The sequence below is a fragment of the Bradyrhizobium sp. CSA112 genome (genome assembly GCF_029051645.1).
Classification (GTDB): domain Bacteria; phylum Pseudomonadota; class Alphaproteobacteria; order Rhizobiales; family Xanthobacteraceae; genus Bradyrhizobium.
Genome location: NZ_JAACFS010000029.1, coordinates 43,571 through 61,311, shown reverse-complemented (window position 1 = coordinate 61,311; position 17,741 = coordinate 43,571). Strand labels below are relative to the sequence as shown.

At 60.7% G+C, this 17,741-nt stretch carries 13 protein-coding genes; 2 read left to right on the top strand and 11 right to left on the bottom strand.

What is annotated here, in order from left to right; translation table 11 throughout:
• Positions 1-2: 2 nt before the first annotated feature.
• From trbL to GWE18_RS31635, 9 genes are all read right to left on the bottom strand, one after another.
• A complete protein-coding gene (gene trbL, locus GWE18_RS31675; RefSeq protein ID WP_275189630.1) occupies positions 3-1,181 on the bottom strand; it encodes a P-type conjugative transfer protein TrbL in 1,179 nt (392 codons plus the stop codon).
• A 12-nt stretch (positions 1,182-1,193) separates the two neighbouring features.
• Complete coding sequence (trbJ, locus tag GWE18_RS31670; protein ID WP_275189629.1) at positions 1,194-1,949, bottom strand: P-type conjugative transfer protein TrbJ; 756 nt, start codon at positions 1,947-1,949, stop codon at positions 1,194-1,196.
• 49 nt (positions 1,950-1,998) lie between these two features.
• On the bottom strand, positions 1,999-4,587 hold the full coding sequence (trbE, locus tag GWE18_RS31665) for a conjugal transfer protein TrbE (protein ID WP_275189628.1): 2,589 nt from the start codon (positions 4,585-4,587) through the stop codon (positions 1,999-2,001).
• On the bottom strand, positions 4,581-4,838 hold the full coding sequence (locus tag GWE18_RS31660; protein ID WP_275189627.1) for a VirB3 family type IV secretion system protein: 258 nt from the start codon (positions 4,836-4,838) through the stop codon (positions 4,581-4,583). The genes trbE and GWE18_RS31660 overlap by 7 nt, the downstream gene beginning before the upstream one ends.
• Entirely contained in the window at positions 4,838-5,209 is a 372-nt protein-coding gene (locus GWE18_RS31655; protein WP_275189626.1) for a TrbC/VirB2 family protein, read from the bottom strand. The genes GWE18_RS31660 and GWE18_RS31655 overlap by 1 nt, the downstream gene beginning before the upstream one ends.
• 20 nt (positions 5,210-5,229) lie before the next feature.
• Positions 5,230-6,213: a P-type conjugative transfer ATPase TrbB gene (gene trbB, locus GWE18_RS31650; protein WP_275189625.1), complete on the bottom strand. Its 984-nt coding sequence runs from the start codon at positions 6,211-6,213 to the stop codon at positions 5,230-5,232.
• The gene (locus tag GWE18_RS31645; RefSeq protein ID WP_275189624.1) at positions 6,206-6,760 is read right to left on the bottom strand and encodes a CopG family transcriptional regulator; all 555 of its coding nucleotides are present in this window, start codon (positions 6,758-6,760) and stop codon (positions 6,206-6,208) included. The genes trbB and GWE18_RS31645 overlap by 8 nt, the downstream gene beginning before the upstream one ends.
• A gap of 11 nt (positions 6,761-6,771) precedes the next feature.
• The gene (locus tag GWE18_RS31640; protein ID WP_275189623.1) at positions 6,772-8,799 is read right to left on the bottom strand and encodes a conjugal transfer protein TraG; all 2,028 of its coding nucleotides are present in this window, start codon (positions 8,797-8,799) and stop codon (positions 6,772-6,774) included.
• A gap of 382 nt (positions 8,800-9,181) precedes the next feature.
• Entirely contained in the window at positions 9,182-10,324 is a 1,143-nt protein-coding gene (locus tag GWE18_RS31635) for a GSU2403 family nucleotidyltransferase fold protein (protein WP_275189622.1), read from the bottom strand.
• Positions 10,325-10,883: 559 nt separating this feature from the next.
• Here GWE18_RS31635 and GWE18_RS31630 point away from each other — a divergent pair.
• Complete coding sequence (locus tag GWE18_RS31630) at positions 10,884-11,432, top strand: hypothetical protein (protein WP_275189621.1); 549 nt, start codon at positions 10,884-10,886, stop codon at positions 11,430-11,432.
• Between the two features lie 58 nt (positions 11,433-11,490).
• Positions 11,491-14,097: a DUF2235 domain-containing protein gene (locus GWE18_RS31625; protein ID WP_275189620.1), complete on the top strand. Its 2,607-nt coding sequence runs from the start codon at positions 11,491-11,493 to the stop codon at positions 14,095-14,097.
• Positions 14,098-14,135: 38 nt separating this feature from the next.
• Here GWE18_RS31625 and GWE18_RS31620 read toward each other — a convergent pair whose 3' ends face one another.
• Positions 14,136-16,586 (bottom strand): MFS transporter, encoded by a 2,451-nt coding sequence (locus tag GWE18_RS31620; protein ID WP_275189619.1) that lies wholly within the window; start codon positions 16,584-16,586, stop codon positions 14,136-14,138.
• Positions 16,583-17,497 carry an alpha/beta hydrolase gene (locus GWE18_RS31615; RefSeq protein ID WP_275189618.1) on the bottom strand — a complete coding sequence of 305 codons (915 nt, stop codon included), beginning with the start codon at positions 17,495-17,497 and terminating at the stop codon, positions 16,583-16,585. The genes GWE18_RS31620 and GWE18_RS31615 overlap by 4 nt, the downstream gene beginning before the upstream one ends.
• Positions 17,498-17,741 lie beyond the last annotated feature (244 nt).

Genomic DNA, 17,741 nt, shown 5'->3' with positions numbered 1-17,741 from the left:
CTTTAGTCCTCTCCCAGCTTGGGACCGGAAGAGTGTCCACCTTTGTCACCTTCCTTCAGGGTATGGCTGGCGACGCGCGCCGCATCCTTGATCTGCTGTCCCGGACGGAACTGGCCGGCCAGACCCGACGGTCTGCCGCTGGATGAAGCGGAGCCCTCACCGCCAAGCCTGCCGGCTTCCGCCGGCTGAGAACTCTGGCGAGCGCCGGCCGCATCTGCCGCAGGGGTAGGCCCGCTCGTCGGTGTACCGGAAAGGGAAGCGGCTGAACGGAGCGTTCCTACCGACCCTGCCGCCATTCGCAAGCCGCCGAGCGCCATCGCACCACCGCCGATCGCGACCGCCGCGGCGCCCGCAACTGTGCCCGCGGCAGCACCGGCGCCAAGTTGGGGCGCGCCCGACACCAGACCGGCCGCGATTCCTGGGCCAAAGATACCGAGCCCAAACAAGGAGAGCGCGGCAAGCAGCAGGCTCATGGCGGAAACAATATCGACCGGTCGGGTCAGCGTCGTGGCGAGTTCACCGAAGATGGTCGATCCGATGCCGATGATGATCGCAAGCACCATCACCTTGACACCGGATGCGACCACGTTGCCGAGCGTCTTTTCGGCGAGAAAAGACGTTTTGCCCCAGAGGGCGAACGGTACCAGAATAAAACTCGCAAGCGTCGTCAGCTTGAACTCGATCAAGGTAACGAACAGTTGGACCGAGAGGATGAAGAACGCGAGCACGATCACGATCCAGCAAAACAGCAGGATCAGAATCGTGGGCAGGTTGGTCAGTATGTCGAAGCCCGAGAACTGGCCGGTTTCCTCGAGCAGCGGATGTGCCGCGGTGAACCCCGTCGAGGCCACGAAGCCCGGCCGCATCAGATCCGCCGCGCTCAGCGAACCGCCGCTTGCCTTCAGCCCAATGCTTGAGAACGAGCTGAAGACGATGCCGGCAAGCGACTTGAAGTTGCCAATGATGAAGGCGAATGCCCCGACATAGAGCACCTTCTTGGCAAGCGTAACCAGGATGTGATCGTCGGCACGCAGGCTCCACGCAAGGCCCGCAAGCGTCAAATCAATGACAACCAGCGTTGAGCTCAGAAACGCAACGTCGCCGCCGAGAATTCCGAAGCCGGAATCGATGTAGCGCGAGAATGTTTCGGTAAAACGGTCGATGACCGCGAGATCAGCCATGGTCCCCCTCCTCTAGCGTCCGCCGGTGTAAGCGCGACCGTCCCCGATGAAACGGGTAAAGCGCTCGCGCCCGGCCTCCGCGGACGCCTGCTGCTCGACCGCTCGCAAGGCCTCAGCCCGGGCCTGCGTCGCGACCAGCGCCTGAGCCTGCAGCGACTGCTTGACCTGAAGCGCCAATAGTTCGTTGCCGGACTGCTGGGCCTGCAGTGACCCGACGGCGCCCGAAGAATTCGCCATCAGGGTACGGAGCGTCTGCCCGTCCTGATCGAGCGCGGAAGCAATCGTCGCCTGGGTCACCAGCGTTTGCTTCAGCGCCTGATAGGTGTTGTCCCAGCGGGCTGTCGCGTCCTGCACCATCCGGTCTGAGGACACTGCTGCGCTATATTGGCGAGGATAAAACCGCTGAAAGTCGCCCTGAGTTTTCTGGACGTCGAACGAGATGCCCTTGGCCTGCGCGATCAGGCTGTTGATCTCGTTAATCTTCGAGGTGAGTTGGCCAGCGACGGTGCTTGGCAGGCTCGTCAGGTTCCTGGCGCCGTTGATCAGCATCTGCGCCTCGTTTTCGAGGCTCTTGATTTGATTGTTGATCTGATCCAATGCCCGCGCGGCGGTCAGAATATTCTGGCTGTAGTTCGACGGATCGAACACGACGATCTGGGCTCCAAGTCGTCGCGACCCATTCACCGCAACGACGAGTGCCAGTCCGATTGCGACGACACTGGTCGGTATTTTTCGTGGAACGGTTTTGCCGAACAGCTTTTCCAGCATCAGATGGACTCCGGATTAGAGGAAAGGATTGCAGGCAACGCGCGTGGAATCACGCGTCCCTGACGTGTTCGAAGGTGCTGATCAGATTGGCGGCCCACTCAAGATCTCGGGCGGCGAGGTAGCGTTCCGCGAACTGGCTGGGGCCGAATTTGGCGAGTAGTGCCTCAATCAGGCGCTGATCCTCGGGCGATGAAGCCGCCGCGAAGACAAGCGCAATTGGACCGAGACCAAGCTCGAACAGGCGGTTGCCGGCGCGCGATTGCAGGTAATAGTCGCGCTTCGGAAAGGCTTCCGCGATCAGGCGCACTTGCGTGTCGTTAAGACCGAAACGGCGGTAGGTTTCCGACTGGGCAGGCTCAAGCGCCCGGGGGTTTGGCAGGAATATCCGGGTTGGGCAGGACTCAATGATCGCCGGCGCGATCTGGCTGTCGGCAATATCACTGAGTGACTGGGTCGCGAAAACCACTGCGACGTTCTTCTTGCGGAGCGTCTTCAGCCATTCGCGGATGCGATGGGCGAACAACGGATCGTCCAAAAACAACCAGGCCTCATCCAGAACCAGAAGCCTTGGACGGCCGTCAAATCGCGCCTCGAGCGCGTGAAACAGGTAGGTTAGCACGGGCGCCACCAGTCCCGGCAGCGCCATCAGTTCTTCCATCTCGAACGTCAGCACATCGGCGCTGGAGAGCCTGTCCGCGTCAGCGTCAAGAAAGCGTCCGTAAGGGCCTTCCAGCGTGTAGGGCGTCAGCGCCTGACGCAGCGCGTCGCGCGCCAGCAAGGCCACAAGACCGGTCATGGTGCGTTCCGCGACCGGTGCCGAGCCAAGGCTCTTCAAGGCCGACCAGATCGTCTCCTTGACCTCGGGCGTGATGAGGACTCGTTCATGGGCAAGAACGCCGCACAACCAGTCAAGCGCCCAGAGCCGCGCTCCCTCATCGTCGACATCCCGGAGTGGCTGGAACGCAAGTCCGCCCTTCACCCCCAACTCATACCAGGCGCCGCCGAGTGCAAGCGTTGCCGCGCGGGCCGAACGGCCCTTGTCGAAGATCACAAGCTGGGATCCTTGATAGCGGCGGAATTGAAGAGCCAGTACCAACAGAAGGACAGATTTGCCGGCGCCCGTTGGTCCGACGATCAGGCTGTGACCGACATCGCCGACATGCAGCGTCAGGCGAAACGGCGTCGCGCCCTTGGTCTTGGCCAAGAGAAGCGGCGGTCCATCCAGATGTTCGCAGCGCGCCTCGCCTGCCCATACGGCAGACAAAGGACACATATGGGCGAGGTTGAGGGTATGGACGATCGGCTGACGCAGGTTCGCGTAGACCTGTCCCGGCAGGCTGCCGAGCCAGGCTTCCACCGCGTTGACGTTCTCCCGGATCGTGGTGAAGCCGCGGCTGTTGATGGCCCGTTCCACCGCGCGAATCTTTTCGTCGGCGGCGTGGGAATCCTCATCGTGAACCGTGACTGACGTCGTGATGTAGCCGAACGCCACGAGGTCATCGCCGAGTTCCTGGAGCGCCGCATCCGCGTCCACCGCCTTGTTATCCGCATCCGTGTCGAGCAAGGCTGCCTGCTCGTTGAACATCACCTCCTTCAGGATAACGCCCAGGGATTTGCGCTTAGCGAACCATTGCCGCCGATAGCGGGAAAGTGCTGCTTGGGCTTGCGTCCGATCGAGCGGTAAGAAGCGCGTGGCCCATCGATAGGCGACGCCGAGCCGGTTCAAATCATCGAGCACCCCCGGAAACGTAACGGCCGGAAAGCCCAGTACGGTCACCATACGAAGGTGGCTGCGGCCGATCGCTGGCGCGAGACCGCCGGTCAGCGGCTCATCGCTTAAGAATGCGTCCAGATAGGCCGGAATCTCGGGAACACTGACGGGATGCCGCTTCGTCGAGACGCAAGTGTGCAGATAGGTCAGCGTGTCCTTGTCGTCGAGCGGGGCGATTTCCGGCAGAACGGACGAGAGCAGATCGACGGCACGATCGGTTTCCTGAATGAAGCGCTGGAGATGCTCCTGGTATGCGCCCGGCCGCGCTGCGCGTTGCGGCGGTTGACGGTCGCTCGTGTTATCGTGTCGCGGCGTGGTGCGGTCGGCCACGTGCTGCGGGCGAACGGCGTGCTGTCGCCGAAATAAGCGAGACAGCGGGTTCGAGCCGGCCGTTTCATGGCCCGGATTTTCCAGAAATAGGCCTTCCAGCCTTGAGACTCGCTCGACCGGCGGCAGATACATGAGTGTGAGATGCGAGATGCTCTCAAAATGTTGGCCCCCCTGACGCGAAGGGTCATCCCATGCCGTGTCAACCGTTCCCTCAAAGGACGCGCGTCGCTCCTCGTCGACCAGCCAGGACACCGCATCGGGAAATTGCGACCGCGGGTATTCCGGGGCCGGTATGCGGGTGGCATCGAAGAACAGCGCCCAGCCTGACCCGAATCTCTTCAGGACATTGTTGACGCGGGATGCGGCGCTCATCAGTTCCGCTTCGGTTGCGCTGTCGAGATCTGGACCACGGTAACGAACCGTGCGCTGGAAACTGCCGTCCTTGTTCAGGACAATTCCGGGCGCAATCAGACAAGCCCAGGGCAGCCAGTCGGCCAGCCGATGTGCGTGAGAGCGGAATTCGCGCAAATTCAGCATGCGAGCCATCCCTTGTGTTTGGTGTGGCGGACCGCGACTTCGACAAAGGCCGGATCGCGCTTGGCAAGCCAGACGGCGACGCCGTGCCCTACGATCCAGAGCACGAGCCCCGCGAGCCAGAGCCTTAAGCCGAGCGCGAGCGCCGCCGAAACCGTGCCAAGCAGGATCGCGGCAGCGCGCGGGGCGCCCCCAATCAGGATTGGCTCGGTCAGCGAGCGGTGAAGAACGAGTTCAAAGCCGTCGCGCCGCATCAGATCAGCGCTCCGCCGCCGAACGAGAAAAACGACAGAAAAAACGAGCTGGCCGCAAAGGCGATGGACAGGCCGAACACGACCTGGACCATCTTTCGGAAGCCGCCGGACGTATCGCCAAAGGCGAGCGAGATCCCCGTCACCGTGATGATGATGACAGCTACGATCTTTGCGACCGGCCCCTGCACCGATTCCAGAATGCGCTCGAGCGGCGCTTCCCACGGCATGCCGGAGCCCGCCGCCCAAGCGGCCGACGTCGTTAGCAAGGTGACAATGGCGCCGGCGCCTATGTCGACGATGATGGGCTCGGCAACATAGCGAAGCCGTGCAAGGCAACCACCTGTGGCTAATACTTGCAGTCTGAACGTCATGAACTCTCTCCAGGTCCTGATCAGGGATGATTGGCGGGGGTCGGCAGGCCGGGCGGTATCTCCAGGACGTAGTCGCCTGAAAGATCGAGGCCTTTGACCTCAACAATTGTCTCGATGCGGCGTCCGGGGCCCCGTCCCTTGATGAAGACGACGAGATCGATCGCTTCTGCGATCAGCCGGCGGGGAACGGTTGTTACCGCTTCCTGGATCAGTTGCTCGATCCGATAGAGCGCCGCACGCGCGGAGTTGGCGTGCACGGTTGCTATTCCACCGGGATGGCCGGTGTTCCAGGCTTTCAGCATGTCGAGGGCTTCCCCTCCCCGAACCTCTCCGACCACAATCCGGTCGGGGCGCAGCCTAAGGGTTGACCGCACGAGATCGGCAAGCGTTGCGACGCCGGGTTTGGTCCTCAGCGCGACCGCATCCTTGGCGTCGCATCGAAGTTCGCGGGTATCCTCGATGATGACCACGCGCTGGTCGAGACTTGCGACCTCGGCCAGGAGCGCATTGGCAAGCGTGGTCTTGCCCGAACCGGTCCCGCCAGCGACCAGGATGTTGCGCCCTTCTGCGACAGCCTCGGTGAGGATTTTTGCCATCGCCGGCGAGGCAATCTGCGCTCTGACATAGTCTGACAAGTGGAACGTGGTTGTTGCGGGCTTGCGGATGGCAAAGCAGGCCACGAGCGCCACCGGTGGCAACAGCCCCTCGAAGCGCTCGCCGGTTTCGGGCAGTTCGGCAGAGACGATCGGAGACGATCCGCTGGCCTCGGCGCGGACGTGGCTTGCAACGAGACGGATTATCCGCTCCGCCTCGTGCGGCGTCAGGACCACGCCGGTGTCGGCACGTCCGGAACCATGGCGGTCGAGCCAGAGCCGGCCGTCGGGATTGACCAGAACTTCAACAACGTCCGGCTCATCAAGCGCTACTGCGATGGCCGGGCCCATTGCGGTACGCAGCATGTTGCGGCGGCGTTCACGGGTCTCGGGCGAGAGGAGATCAGACATAGCCGACCTCCTCTCGTCCTTCCGGAGGATGCTCCGGCGGCTCACCCGTTGCTTCAGTTGCACGGGGGTCGGTTTGGTCTCCTGCCGTCGGCTGGCCCAACGGTGCTCCCTCCTCGACATTCCGGAGGAACAGATCCGGATTGGACGAACTGACGCGCTCCATCACATCAGCGACGAGCCGTCCGCCCGAGGCGACGCGTTTGCCGATCTGGGCCACGAACATCTCAAAGCGTTCGCGCCCTAAGGCCCGCGCGGCGTTCTGGTCACCCGATGGCAATGGCGGTGTGATAGTGAGGTAGTAGCGGACAAATAGCGCAACGGTTTCCGCCGTGATCGAAAGATCGCGATCCATCCGGTCAAGCTGCCGGCTTATACGATCGAGGCGCCGCACCAGGGCTGCATCGCCGCTCTGATCGCGCTCCGGATTGAGAAAGCGGTCGAGCGCTGCGTCAACAATTGCCGACTTGTTGGTTCCTGGCCGGCTGGCTGCCTGCGCAAGACGCTTGGCGACATGATCAGAGACATAGGCAGACAGTTTCGGTTTCATGGCTTGGTCCTTCAGAAAGCTGGAAGCAGATCGTCGTCGTCGCGCGTCACTGCATGGGCGCGGCGAACCGTCGCCGGCCCACTGGCTGCGCGCTGCATCTGGCTGCGATCGGAGGCCGCGTCGGAATCGTCGTCAAAAAGACGTTCCTCGCCTGAAGAAATCTCGCCGGCGCCATGCGCAGGTTCGTCGAACAGAGGCAGTTGCTGCTTGAGTCCGCCATCCTCCTCGGCGTCCTGCATCAGATCGCGAAACGGAAGCGTCGCGAGCCGGAGATCGACCTGCCTGAGCTGGTCCTGCCAATCATGAGCTCTCGAGGGTGGGCGATCAGCGTACAGGCCGCTATCAAGCCGTGGCGTCGGGAGCAGCCGCCCGGTGAAGTTTGCGTCCTCATAATGCCGGAGCTTTTTGGCGCGGACAGGTGCGAGGCCCGACACCAGAACAATGGCCTCGCTCTGGGGTAGTTGCATCACTTCGCCCGGCGTCAGCAGCGGACGCGCCGTCTCCTGCCGGCTGACCATGACGTGCCCGAGCCAAGGCGCGAGCCGATGGCCGGCATAGTTGCGTTGCGCCCGCAGTTCCGTGGCGGTGCCGAGTGCATCCGAGATGCGTTTGGCTGTACGCTCATCATTGGCGGCAAAGGCAATCCGCACGTGGCAATTGTCGAGGATGGCGTTGTTCTCGCCATAGGCCTTGGCGATCTGATTGAGCGACTGCGCGATCAGGTAGGCGCGGATGCCATAGCCCGCCATGAACGCCAGCGCGCTCTCGAAGAAATCAAGCCGTCCCAGCGCCGGGAACTCGTCTAACATCATCAGGAGTTGCCGCTGCCTCGGCGCTCCGTCATTTGTGTTCAACGTTTCGGTAAGGCGGCGGCCGATCTGATTGAGGATCAGCCTGATCAAGGGCTTGGTCCGGCTGATGTCGGAGGGCGGCACCACGAGATAGAGCGTGACCGGCCTGTCGGCGGCAACGAGGTCGGCAATCCGCCAGTCACAGGCCTCGGTATTGCGGCCGATGGTCGGATCCCGGTAGAGGCCGAGGAAACTCACCGCGGTCGACAGCACGCCGGAGCGTTCGTTGTCGGACTTGTTGAGCAGTTCGCGCGCCGTTGCCGCGACCACGGGGTGAACCTTCGGTGCGTCCGCCGTGCCAAGATGGTTGGTCGCCATCATGATCCGCAGCGTCTTTTCGAACGATTGCGCGGGATCGGCGAGGATTTCGGTGACGCGGGTGAGAGTCTTGTTCTCCTCGGCGTAGAGGACGTGAAGGATCACGCCGACGAGCAGCGCATGGCTGGTCTTTTCCCAATGGGTGCGGCGTTCAAGCGCGCCTTCCGGATCAACCAGAATGTCGGCGATGTTCTGAACGTCCCGGACTTCCGCGGCGCCCTTCCGCACCTCAAGCAGCGGATTGTACCGGGCACTCCTGGTGTCGGTCGGATCGAACAACAAGCAATGCGAGAAACGAGACCGCCAGCCGGCCGTGAGGTGCCAGTTTTCGCCCTTGATGTCATGAACCACGGCCGACGAGGTCCAGGAGAGCAAGGTCGGCAGCACCAGACCGACGCCCTTGCCCGAGCGTGTCGGCGCAAAGCACATCACATGTTCTGAACCGTCATGGCGGAGATAGTCGTCTTCGATGCGGCCAAGGAAAACGCCCTTGGCCCGGAACAGGCCGGCGTCAGCGATCTCCCTATGTGTCGCCCAACGCGCCGAGCCGTAGGTCGTGACCAACTGATTTTGCCGGGCGCGCCAAACGGAGTTGATGACCGCAAACAGCGCACCCGCAATTCCCCCACCGGCAGACATGGCGCCGGCGCGCTCGAAGAGCTCGGGCGCGTACGCCTCGTAGGCATACCACCACTCGAACAGCCGCCATGGCAGATAGACTGGATAGCCCGACAGCGTGAACCAGGGCGAGCCAAGGCCGTCCTGATAGCCGAGCGCGCTGGCCGTCCATTGTGTCGCGCCCCACGTCGAGGTGACGACGATGCCGAAGACAACGGCAATCTGTCCTACGTAGATTTTTGCCGGAAACATTCTCTGCCCCATTCACAACGCGGCGTGAACGTCGCGATGAAAAGGACGAGAACGATGCACATTCAATCGAAATAAAAATCGTAGCTCGCAACGAAATCCGCGTTGATCAAATGCGAACTGAAGAGATCACGCACGCTCCAATGTCAGCGCATGTCAGGAAACACCTCAATAGAATGTGAGCAGTGCGACGACGTTGGATTACGCTTCCAGCATCCATCTGGCGGACGATAGACTGCTAAGGAAATCCGATCGGGACATCCCGGCTCGGCGTTCTCCACGACCCGGCGATCCTCCGATTCTATTCGGCAATCCTGGATTTGAGGCCATTCAGTCGATCTAGCGATGGCAGCTCGGACCGGTACGCAGAGCCGTAATCCGCCCGTCATTTTGGGCGGAGCGTAGAAGCATCGGTTGGCTTATCTGCAAGATCGTAATCGGCAGGATTGGAGCCGAGTTCGGTTACGCCCCTGGCCAGCTCGGTCCGGAACGAATTCCGGAAGTCGTCGTCATAGGTCGCGATGCTGGTGCGGATCGCCGATCTCCAATGATCGCCGCGGTCCCAGGCCTCTGTAAAGCTCGAGGCAAGATCGGCATGCTGCCGGTTCGCGATCATCGCTTCGATCATTGACCGGGCCTGAAGCCGATCCTTCGTACTCTTTGCGGTCGCGTCGCGATCCTCCTTCCGGCGGGATCCCACAATGAGTTTGTGGATGGCGTAGCGCTCCGGTGATGGGATGAGAACTGCCACGCCTGCACCGTGCAGCAGCACCGCGCGGATGGGCTCGTAGATCAGATAGTCGAGGAATCGTAGCGGGAGTGCCGCCGCGCCGCCCAACGCCGGCATCGGGACGGGCTTGCCTGCCTGGTCGTCGGACCACTGATTGGGCGTCAGGAATTCCACCTTGAACTTGTCCCTCGAGACGAACTGGGTGGAGACCCTGCCGTCAACCTGGCTCGGAATCTCGCGAAAGGTCGGATCGACCTGTCGAAGCACCTCCAGGATGGGTGGCATGGAATCCTTGATGGCCACCGAGATTTCGTGGAATTGGGCAAAGTCGGCATCGCCGGTCTGCATGGCGACCGCATCAAGGCGTGTACCGAGCACGGCGGAGTAACATTGGTAGGCAACGGTGCCGACGAGCACTCCCCTCATACGGAAGAAGCCGGCCTTCGCCAGTCCTTCCACGACCTGACCAGTCATCGCCAGCGGGCGCGGCAGATAGGCCTCGCGCGTCAGTGTGGAAACGAGACGGCGGCGTCCTTTCAGGTCGGCCTTCAGATCCTTGAACGCCTCGACCCTTTTGGTGATTTCAGGATCGTCAACGGGACCGACGTAGCGGCGATCCTGGGCGCCGCCCTCAGGCTTGGGCGTGTCGAAGTACCAATACTTCTTGCCCTTGACCTCCACGGCCACGAATCTGCCGTTCGCGGAGAATTCCGAAATGAAGCTCTCGCCGAGACTGCGCTGGACCAGTTCGGAATACAGCGTCTGGTAGGTGATATCGAGACGTTGGCTCTGCACCATGGGAAACCTCGGTTATACTATTTTCGCATAAATAGTATAACTGTTCGGGTCCGAGAGCAAGGAAGTTATACTAAAACTGCTAAAATAGTATAATCATAAGTATTTTCAACACATTACATGGATATCAAAGACCTTCTCACGAGCAGTCTCACCGGAAAGATGAACTCGCTCCAGCCACACCCCCAGCGTCTAGCGTTCGATACCGCGTTTGATACAGATCGACCGGGGTATCCCCGCCGACACTGCCGGTGACCGGTTGTCCGCGCGCTCCCCCGGCGCCAGGGACCAGGGCGAAGCCTGGACTAAAAAGATCGCCGAGGCCCTTGCAGTGCAAGCCGATGAGCGACACCGAACCCGCGCAACCTAATCCAGAGAAAATGCCCACAGAAAGTTTAGGCAACGGCGCGCATTGGTATAGTCAAACAACCTGACAGTGTGCAAACATCAGCACCATTGGGGCCCGATACGCATGTGCTAAAGCGCGCCGAAGAAGCGAAGCCAAGCAGCTGCGCAACAAGCCGAAATATTTCTGATCAAGACTGTTGAGCCAGGAATTTTCATGGCGAAGATCATCGTTCTGTTTGTACTGACACTCGTACTAACGCTCGCGCTCAAGTTTATTGTCGCGCCGCGATACGGCAAAGATGTTGAGGCACGCTTTCTGGAGCGTTTGAAGTACATTCCCTCGCAAAGCGCGGTGCTCAGCGAGGCCTCCCTTCGTCGGTGGCTCACTGACAAAACGCAGACCGAAGCTATCCGCGGATATGTCGTTCCCGTCCTGTTTCCGCTCGACATACTTTTCCTCATTTGCCTTGCGCTTTTTCTCGGATTTGCCTCGCTCGCATTGGCGGAGCGACTGGCATTGCTCTCGGGCCTCCCGATTTGGATCTGGTGGATCTTGCCAGTAAGCTACATGGCCACCGACATCTTGGAAGACTGCACTATCGCAGCCATTTTCAAGTCTTTTGTTCCCCTCACTGCGGAATCTTTCCGCCTGCTGAGTACCCTCACCGCCATCAAGATCGCATCCGTCACCGCCGCGATCGGTCAGGTTGCCCTACTAGGCGGGCTGAACGCGCTGTCGTTTTTCTTAGGCAAGTCGATTTGAGCTGGCGCTTTGCGCCCGACTGAACTGTCAATTGTAGCCGTTTCGTTTGGAGGAGCCGATGGCCAAAAAGATTATTCTGCTTTCGGATGGCACTGGGAACTCCGCAGGTAAGGTATGGCGCACCAATGTATGGCGGGTGTTTCAGGCGCTGGAGCTGAAAGGTCCGAACCAAATCGCGATCTACGACGATGGCGTCGGGACATCGTCCTTCAAGCCGCTCGCCATCCTGGGCGGTGCGTTCGGCTACGGCCTGAAACGCAACGTGCTGAACCTCTATAAATTCCTGTGCCGCAACTACCAGCCTGGTGACAAGATCTACGCCTTCGGATTTAGCCGCGGCGCTTTCACCATCCGCATCATCGTCGGTCTTGTCCTGAACCAGGGGCTTGTCAAGTTCGCCAATGAAACCGAACTCGATAAGAAAGCACGCGCGGCCTATCGCGCCTACCGGCACGACAAGTATCCAGTCTGGAATTTGCAATATCCGTTTCGGCTCGCGCGCTTCTGGCTCGACAAGCTGTTCTACGTGTCGTGCGAGCGGCCGATCGACAGTATTGAGTTCGTGGGCGTATGGGACACAGTTGCCGCCTACGGCTTGCCGATTGACGAGATGACGCGCGGCGTCAGTGAATGGATCTGGCCGCTCGAACTACCGAACCAGGAATTTAACACGAAGATCGTGAAGGCGCGGCATGCGCTTGCAATCGACGACGAACGCGCAACTTTTCATCCGGTTCTCTGGAATGAGAATGAAGCAAACACCAAGCCGAGCGGTGCGAGCCGCTCGACCAGCGACGAGCAGCTGATGCAGGTGTGGTTTGCCGGCGTGCACTCGAATGTCGGCGGTGGATACCCCGACGACTCGCTCGCCAATGTCTCGCTTGCCTGGATGATGGCGGAGGCGAAAGAAGCCGGTCTTGTCTTCAAGGATATGCCGGACGATGAACCCGACGCGTTGCTGAGCACGGATTCGGCAAAGGACAAGGATGGACGGCTTTACGATTCGAGAAGCGGCCTTGGTGGCTACTACCGATACAGCCCACGAAAGATCGCCGACTTTTACGAGGTGATGCCGGTCACGCTCGACAAGGATGGCAAACCTCACCCACGGCGCCTGCCCAAGATCCATGACGCGGTTTTTGGCCGAATAAGGATGGGCGCCCATTTCTATGCGCCGGTCGGATTTCCAAAGGACTACGAGGTCGTCCAGTCAACCGATGCCGCGGTGACCTACTCGGCAGCGGGGCCGGCGGTCTCCAACGTCATCTCCACCATCGAGCCCAATTCCAAAGCGATCGCGGAAGGCGAGCAGGCCAGCGCCCGACATGCCGCCCAAGAAGCGATCTGGGACATTGTCTGGCGAAAGCGGATGATCTATTTCCTGACTGTTTTCGTGACGGGTTATCTTCTGCTCTATCCGCTCCTGAGGGACAGCTACGCCTTTCAGGAACTTCGGACTCCGCTGCGGATGGTCTCCGACACCATTCGTCTGGTCAGCTCGGTCCTTCCGGGACTCGCCTCCCGCTGGATCGACGCTTATGCGCGGGACCCGGCATGGTTCCTGATCTGGGCAGGTCTCGTAGCCTTCCTGATCTGGATCGGCGTCCGTCTCGGGCGCTCGATCAATGATCGGATGAGGCTGTTGTGGAGTGAGTATCTGCCGGCGACGAACGCGCCGGCCGAGCCGAAGGCACCGTGGGTCGCCTCACCATTTCAGAGCATCCTGTTTGTCGGTGCCATTGCTTATGTGCTGTTCTATCCGATGCTTAGCAGCATACCCGGCCTCGGCTGGTTGATGCTGCCCGGGACTTGGAACGACCTTCTGCTCGCCTATACGGCGGAGCCGGTCCGCTTCGTTCTAAGCGCGTTTCTCATTTTCTATTTCTTGCCCGGGGCGCTTGTCCGGAAACTTAGGCAGTCGGCGATCTATCAATTCCTCCTGCGAGGGTTCAAATTCTACGTTGCGCCTGCCGCGTCCGCACTCGACATGCTGTATTTGGCGCTTGCTTTCGGCAGCCACTATCTGTTCTCGATACGTGACTCGTTTGGGAGCTTCTGCCCCGAAACTCCGGGCCTCAATGCCGACCATAACGGCTTCAAGAGTGTCGGCGGAAAGCGGCAGGCCGAATTGGTCTTCGATACTTCTGACGGCGCCGTCAACAAACCGAGTAATCTTTGTGTGTCGACTGGCGTATTTCTGGAGACGGGTGTTCGATATCGCATCGTTTTCGCACGTCTTCCTGAGGTTGAGACCGATCCGACGTCAGGTAAATGGACATTCTTCGGCGAGGACTCCTACATGGGAGGCCAGCCGGTATCGCATCTATCCGGGTGGAAATCCGCAATCATGACGTTGTTGTTCCCATTCCGTAGAAGCTTTGACCGCCCATGGGGCAACATTGTTCTGCGGATCGGCTCGAAGGGGAATGAGGAGGACTTCCTTGACCGTGCTCCGCCAAGGCAGAGCGACAGTCTGCTCCCGGACCAGAAGGACTTTGCCGTCTCCGATAAGCCGGAGACCCTGGGCGAAGGGCTGACGCCCAAGCGGGATGGCGAACTGTTCGTCTACCTAAACAAACCAGTGGTCGGGCTGTGGGGCTATGAGACGTGGCTGAGCGACCGGATCGGAACCACCGGGCGCGCCAGGATACTGATCGAAAGGTAGCGGAGAAGAATTACAACTATTACTGTGCGAGATCGTGCTCAGCGTGCAAGGCCGCGCTTTTGTCCGATCGACCATGATATCCCCTCGCCGCCGACGACGCCGGTGACCGCCTGCCCCTTGGCCCGCTCAAGCACTGACCGCCACGGCACGAGGCTGAAGTCGCGCGCACGCTCGATCAGCGCGAAGCGGCCGCTGTGAAGCGTCAGCATGCGGCGATAGGTGCCTGTGATCCGGTCGCCCGGTTTGTTCTCGGCGTAATCGAGCCCGGTCTCGCGCGTTATGCGTGCGCCGACCTCGGCTAGTTCTCGCCGCTCCAGCGTTTGCAGCAGATTGCGCGCGTAAGCGATCCGTCCGCCCTGTTCGCGCGCAAGGCCTTGCTCTAGCAACCACTGCCGTCGTGCACGCAGTGCACCCTCGAGTTCCGAACCCAGTCCCGTCGATGCGATCATCTCCGGCGATCGCGCAACGAGTTGCTTGTCGAGCCAGGTCGCGCCGGATGCGCCGGGCAGTTCGTCAAGGCTCTGCCAGGATAGCACCGTGATCCGCGCCGGGTTGCGCGATCGTTGCGCGGCCTCGAACTGACCTGCGCGTTCAAGATGATCCGTACCCACGGGCCAGTCGCCGCTACTTGAGCGCTCGACCAGGCCTTGCCGCCGCATGGCTTCCAGCCGGCGGACATGCGCCTGAATGTACTCCCCGGAGGCCTTCGGATCGAACTCTCGATGCAGTTCGGTGCTGTAGACGCCACGGTTGCGGCCGGCGACGCCCGCGATGGTCTGGTCGACGTCGCGCGGGCTGACGTCGCGCCCGCGAATCTCGACGATCGTATTTCGGATCAAGGGTTCGGAGGTCACTTGCTGGACTCCAAGATCGGCGTAATGCGTTCGCCCATCGATCCCGTCCACGATCACGTACCGGCGGTCGTGCAACTCGTCAGAGATCCCTTCCGCGACCAGCCGCCCGATCACCCGCGCGGCGCCAGCCTGACCGTCGAAGATCACGTGGTCGCCGGCCGCACGGTGGATTTCTGCGGCAGCCAGGTCGCGATGCATCGTCTTGATGATGTCGCTGCGCTCGCCCATCCGCCGCAGCGCCGGCTCCATCTCCGGCATGATCCGCCACACGCCGGGCGCGGTTTCCTCCGCCAGGTCCATCTGCTCCAGCGTTCGCAGCCGCCCGATACGCATGGCGTGCCGCCGCGGATCGCGCTCCGGTTTGGCGGCAAGCCTCAGGGTGCCCTCAGCAGCGTCGCGCAGGATGGCACGATCGAGCCGGGTGAACCGCTCGGCGCCGACTTCGTTTTCAAGCTTGCGTATTGCCTCCAATTCGCTCTCAGGTCCCAACTCGCGGGTGATGAGCTCGCTGGCCCGCGCGCGAATGCCATGAGCGATGTAATCCCGCGCGATCACAAGATCCTTGCGCTGATCGTCCTTGCCGCCGACGGCTTTCAATCCGGCCGTCAATGCTGCAGAAGCGCCAAGGCCGATTAACGCCCGGCCGAGAAGAAGAAGCCAAAAGTTGTCGGCTACGGCAAATAGCGCTGCCCCGGCGGCTGCGGCCATCAGCACGACACTCTGGATTTTCCCTGGACCGTATCGGTCCACTAACACCCCGATAGGAATCTGGGCGGCCGCGAAGGTCAGGAAGTAGATGGACGTCAGGAGACCGAGGTCATCGGCACCCAGACCAAACTCATTGGTCAGTGGTGCAGCTATGGTCGCGTTGATGGTGCGAAAGAGAAAAGAAAGGTAGTAAGCTGCGACGAAGGGTAAGAAGACGCGCAAAACTAAAAGCCAATCTGTGGAGAAGGCTCGTGACCGCTGCGGCCCCCTAGCACGCCATGGCGCCAGAAGCGGCCGCAATATCGCGCCAGGCATTTGCTCTGCTGTTGCATCGGGTTCGCGCTCGAAGGCTGCCCCTCGAGCAACAGGCGGAGATTGTGGTTTGTTGCCGGCGACAGTCGCCGCAACGCCGTTTGGTTCCTGGTGTGTGGAGCGGGTCGACCCTTCTTGCCTCACCGGTTGTGTTGCAAGAAGGGTCGACCCTTCTTGCCTCACCGGTTGTGTTGCAAGATGCGCCGGATCAGTCGAATTCACCCGCTCGATTGTTTCCTTTATGAGCGACGTTCCTAGATCGACTCGCCTTGTCACCTGAGCAGCAAATTCGTCAAAGCGCGCGAGTCCCAGGGTACAGGCGGCAGGTTGGTCGGCGGTTGCGAGCGGGGGCGTGACGGCGAGAAGAAATCGAGCCTGAAGTGCAACAGCCTCGCTCACAATCCGCAACTCTTGATGAAGCCGTTCGAGGTTCCGATTGATGGCGTTCAGCCGGCGATCAACCGAGGTCTCTTCGATGGCGTCATGATCTGGCTTGAAGAAATGAGCGAGGGCAGCCTCAATGACCGCCGATTTGGTGGCCCCGGGACGTCGCGCTGCGACTTCGAGCCGCGCGGCGACAGGCTCTGAAAGGTAGACACCGATCCATGGCTTCATGGAAGCGCTCCGTCGAAATGCAATCGAGCGGCCGCTGACTTCTCATGTCCCGAGACGGACTGTTTCCGCCGGTCGATATGACCCCAGCTTCCTCGCTCGACGGCGCTGAAGAAGGCTTCAATTTGCGCGTTGAAGGCCGCAGGTTCTTCGAGATTGATGGCATGGCCCGTATTGGGGCACACCCAAATGCCGGCGGCGGGAATTGTGGATTTGAGCATTAGGCCGGTTTCTAAACATGGCATGTCCTCGTCACCCACCGCGAGCAGTACCGGGACCGTCATCCGTGAAAATTCGTCGCGGAAGTTGTACAAAGCCGGTCGCACAGCTTGGCACTGAAGCAAAGTATTGGCCATCCCCTGCGCCGAATGCTGCTTGAGCCGATCTACGAACTCCTGCCAGCCCTTCGGATCCTTGTGTTTCAGTTGAATTCGCGTGGAGTGGCGTGCCATTTTCTCTGCCATGGCATCCATACCTCGCGCCGCCAATGCGCGCGCGAGAACAGACGTGTTCTTCAACCACCTTTCACGATCCGAGGCTGGAGATCCCGCCCCTGCTCCGGCTGCGACGATCGCGCTGCTCCTTTCGCGGTACCGCAACCCAAACAGCAGAGCAGCATAGGCGCCCATGCTAGATCCAACCATGTGGGCGCGCCCGATCGAGAGGTCACGCATGACGATGCCGATGTCTTCCACGGCGACCTCCCAGCCGTATATGGCGGGATCATCAGGAACGTCGCTCGGTGGATATCCACGCGCGTTGTAGGCGATGCACCTATAACCACGCGAGAAATAACGGATCTGCGCTTCCCAGCTGTGCAGGTCGGATTCGAATTCATGAACGAAAATGATTGGATAGCCCCGCCCATATTCCTCGAAATACAGCCTTATTCCACCTGAATCGATATAAGGCATTGCCACCCCTTTTCTTGGAGCGCCGGCAAGACGCTGCCGCGCATCGAGTGGCGTTGTGGATGAGCAGGGATAAGAATGGAGGTGTCGATAACCGGCGGATCGGATTTCGACACACCTCTCTTGTCTGACGCGCTTCGGCCAGGCCCTTCAGGTCTATATCGGGAGCAACTCCTTAAGCTCGCCCGAGAGCACGATCTGGCTGAAGCGACGGGCGAGCTTCACGCGATCTCCTCGAGAATGAGCG

Coding starts and splice junctions, on each gene's coding strand:
- trbJ (WP_275189629.1), bottom strand. CDS start 1,949: ATGCTGGAAAAGCTGTTCGGCAAAACCGTTCCACGAAAAATACCGACC.
- trbE (WP_275189628.1), bottom strand. CDS start 4,587: ATGCTGAATTTGCGCGAATTCCGCTCTCACGCACATCGGCTGGCCGAC.
- GWE18_RS31655 (WP_275189626.1), bottom strand. CDS start 5,209: ATGACGTTCAGACTGCAAGTATTAGCCACAGGTGGTTGCCTTGCACGG.
- GWE18_RS31615 (WP_275189618.1), bottom strand. CDS start 17,497: ATGCCTTATATCGATTCAGGTGGAATAAGGCTGTATTTCGAGGAATAT.
- GWE18_RS31625 (WP_275189620.1), top strand. CDS start 11,491: ATGGCCAAAAAGATTATTCTGCTTTCGGATGGCACTGGGAACTCCGCA.
- GWE18_RS31620 (WP_275189619.1), bottom strand. CDS start 16,586: ATGAAGCCATGGATCGGTGTCTACCTTTCAGAGCCTGTCGCCGCGCGG.
- GWE18_RS31635 (WP_275189622.1), bottom strand. CDS start 10,324: ATGGTGCAGAGCCAACGTCTCGATATCACCTACCAGACGCTGTATTCC.
- GWE18_RS31660 (WP_275189627.1), bottom strand. CDS start 4,838: ATGCGGCGCGACGGCTTTGAACTCGTTCTTCACCGCTCGCTGACCGAG.
- GWE18_RS31645 (WP_275189624.1), bottom strand. CDS start 6,760: ATGAAACCGAAACTGTCTGCCTATGTCTCTGATCATGTCGCCAAGCGT.
- GWE18_RS31630 (WP_275189621.1), top strand. CDS start 10,884: ATGGCGAAGATCATCGTTCTGTTTGTACTGACACTCGTACTAACGCTC.
- trbB (WP_275189625.1), bottom strand. CDS start 6,213: ATGTCTGATCTCCTCTCGCCCGAGACCCGTGAACGCCGCCGCAACATG.
- trbL (WP_275189630.1), bottom strand. CDS start 1,181: ATGGCTGATCTCGCGGTCATCGACCGTTTTACCGAAACATTCTCGCGC.
- GWE18_RS31640 (WP_275189623.1), bottom strand. CDS start 8,799: ATGTTTCCGGCAAAAATCTACGTAGGACAGATTGCCGTTGTCTTCGGC.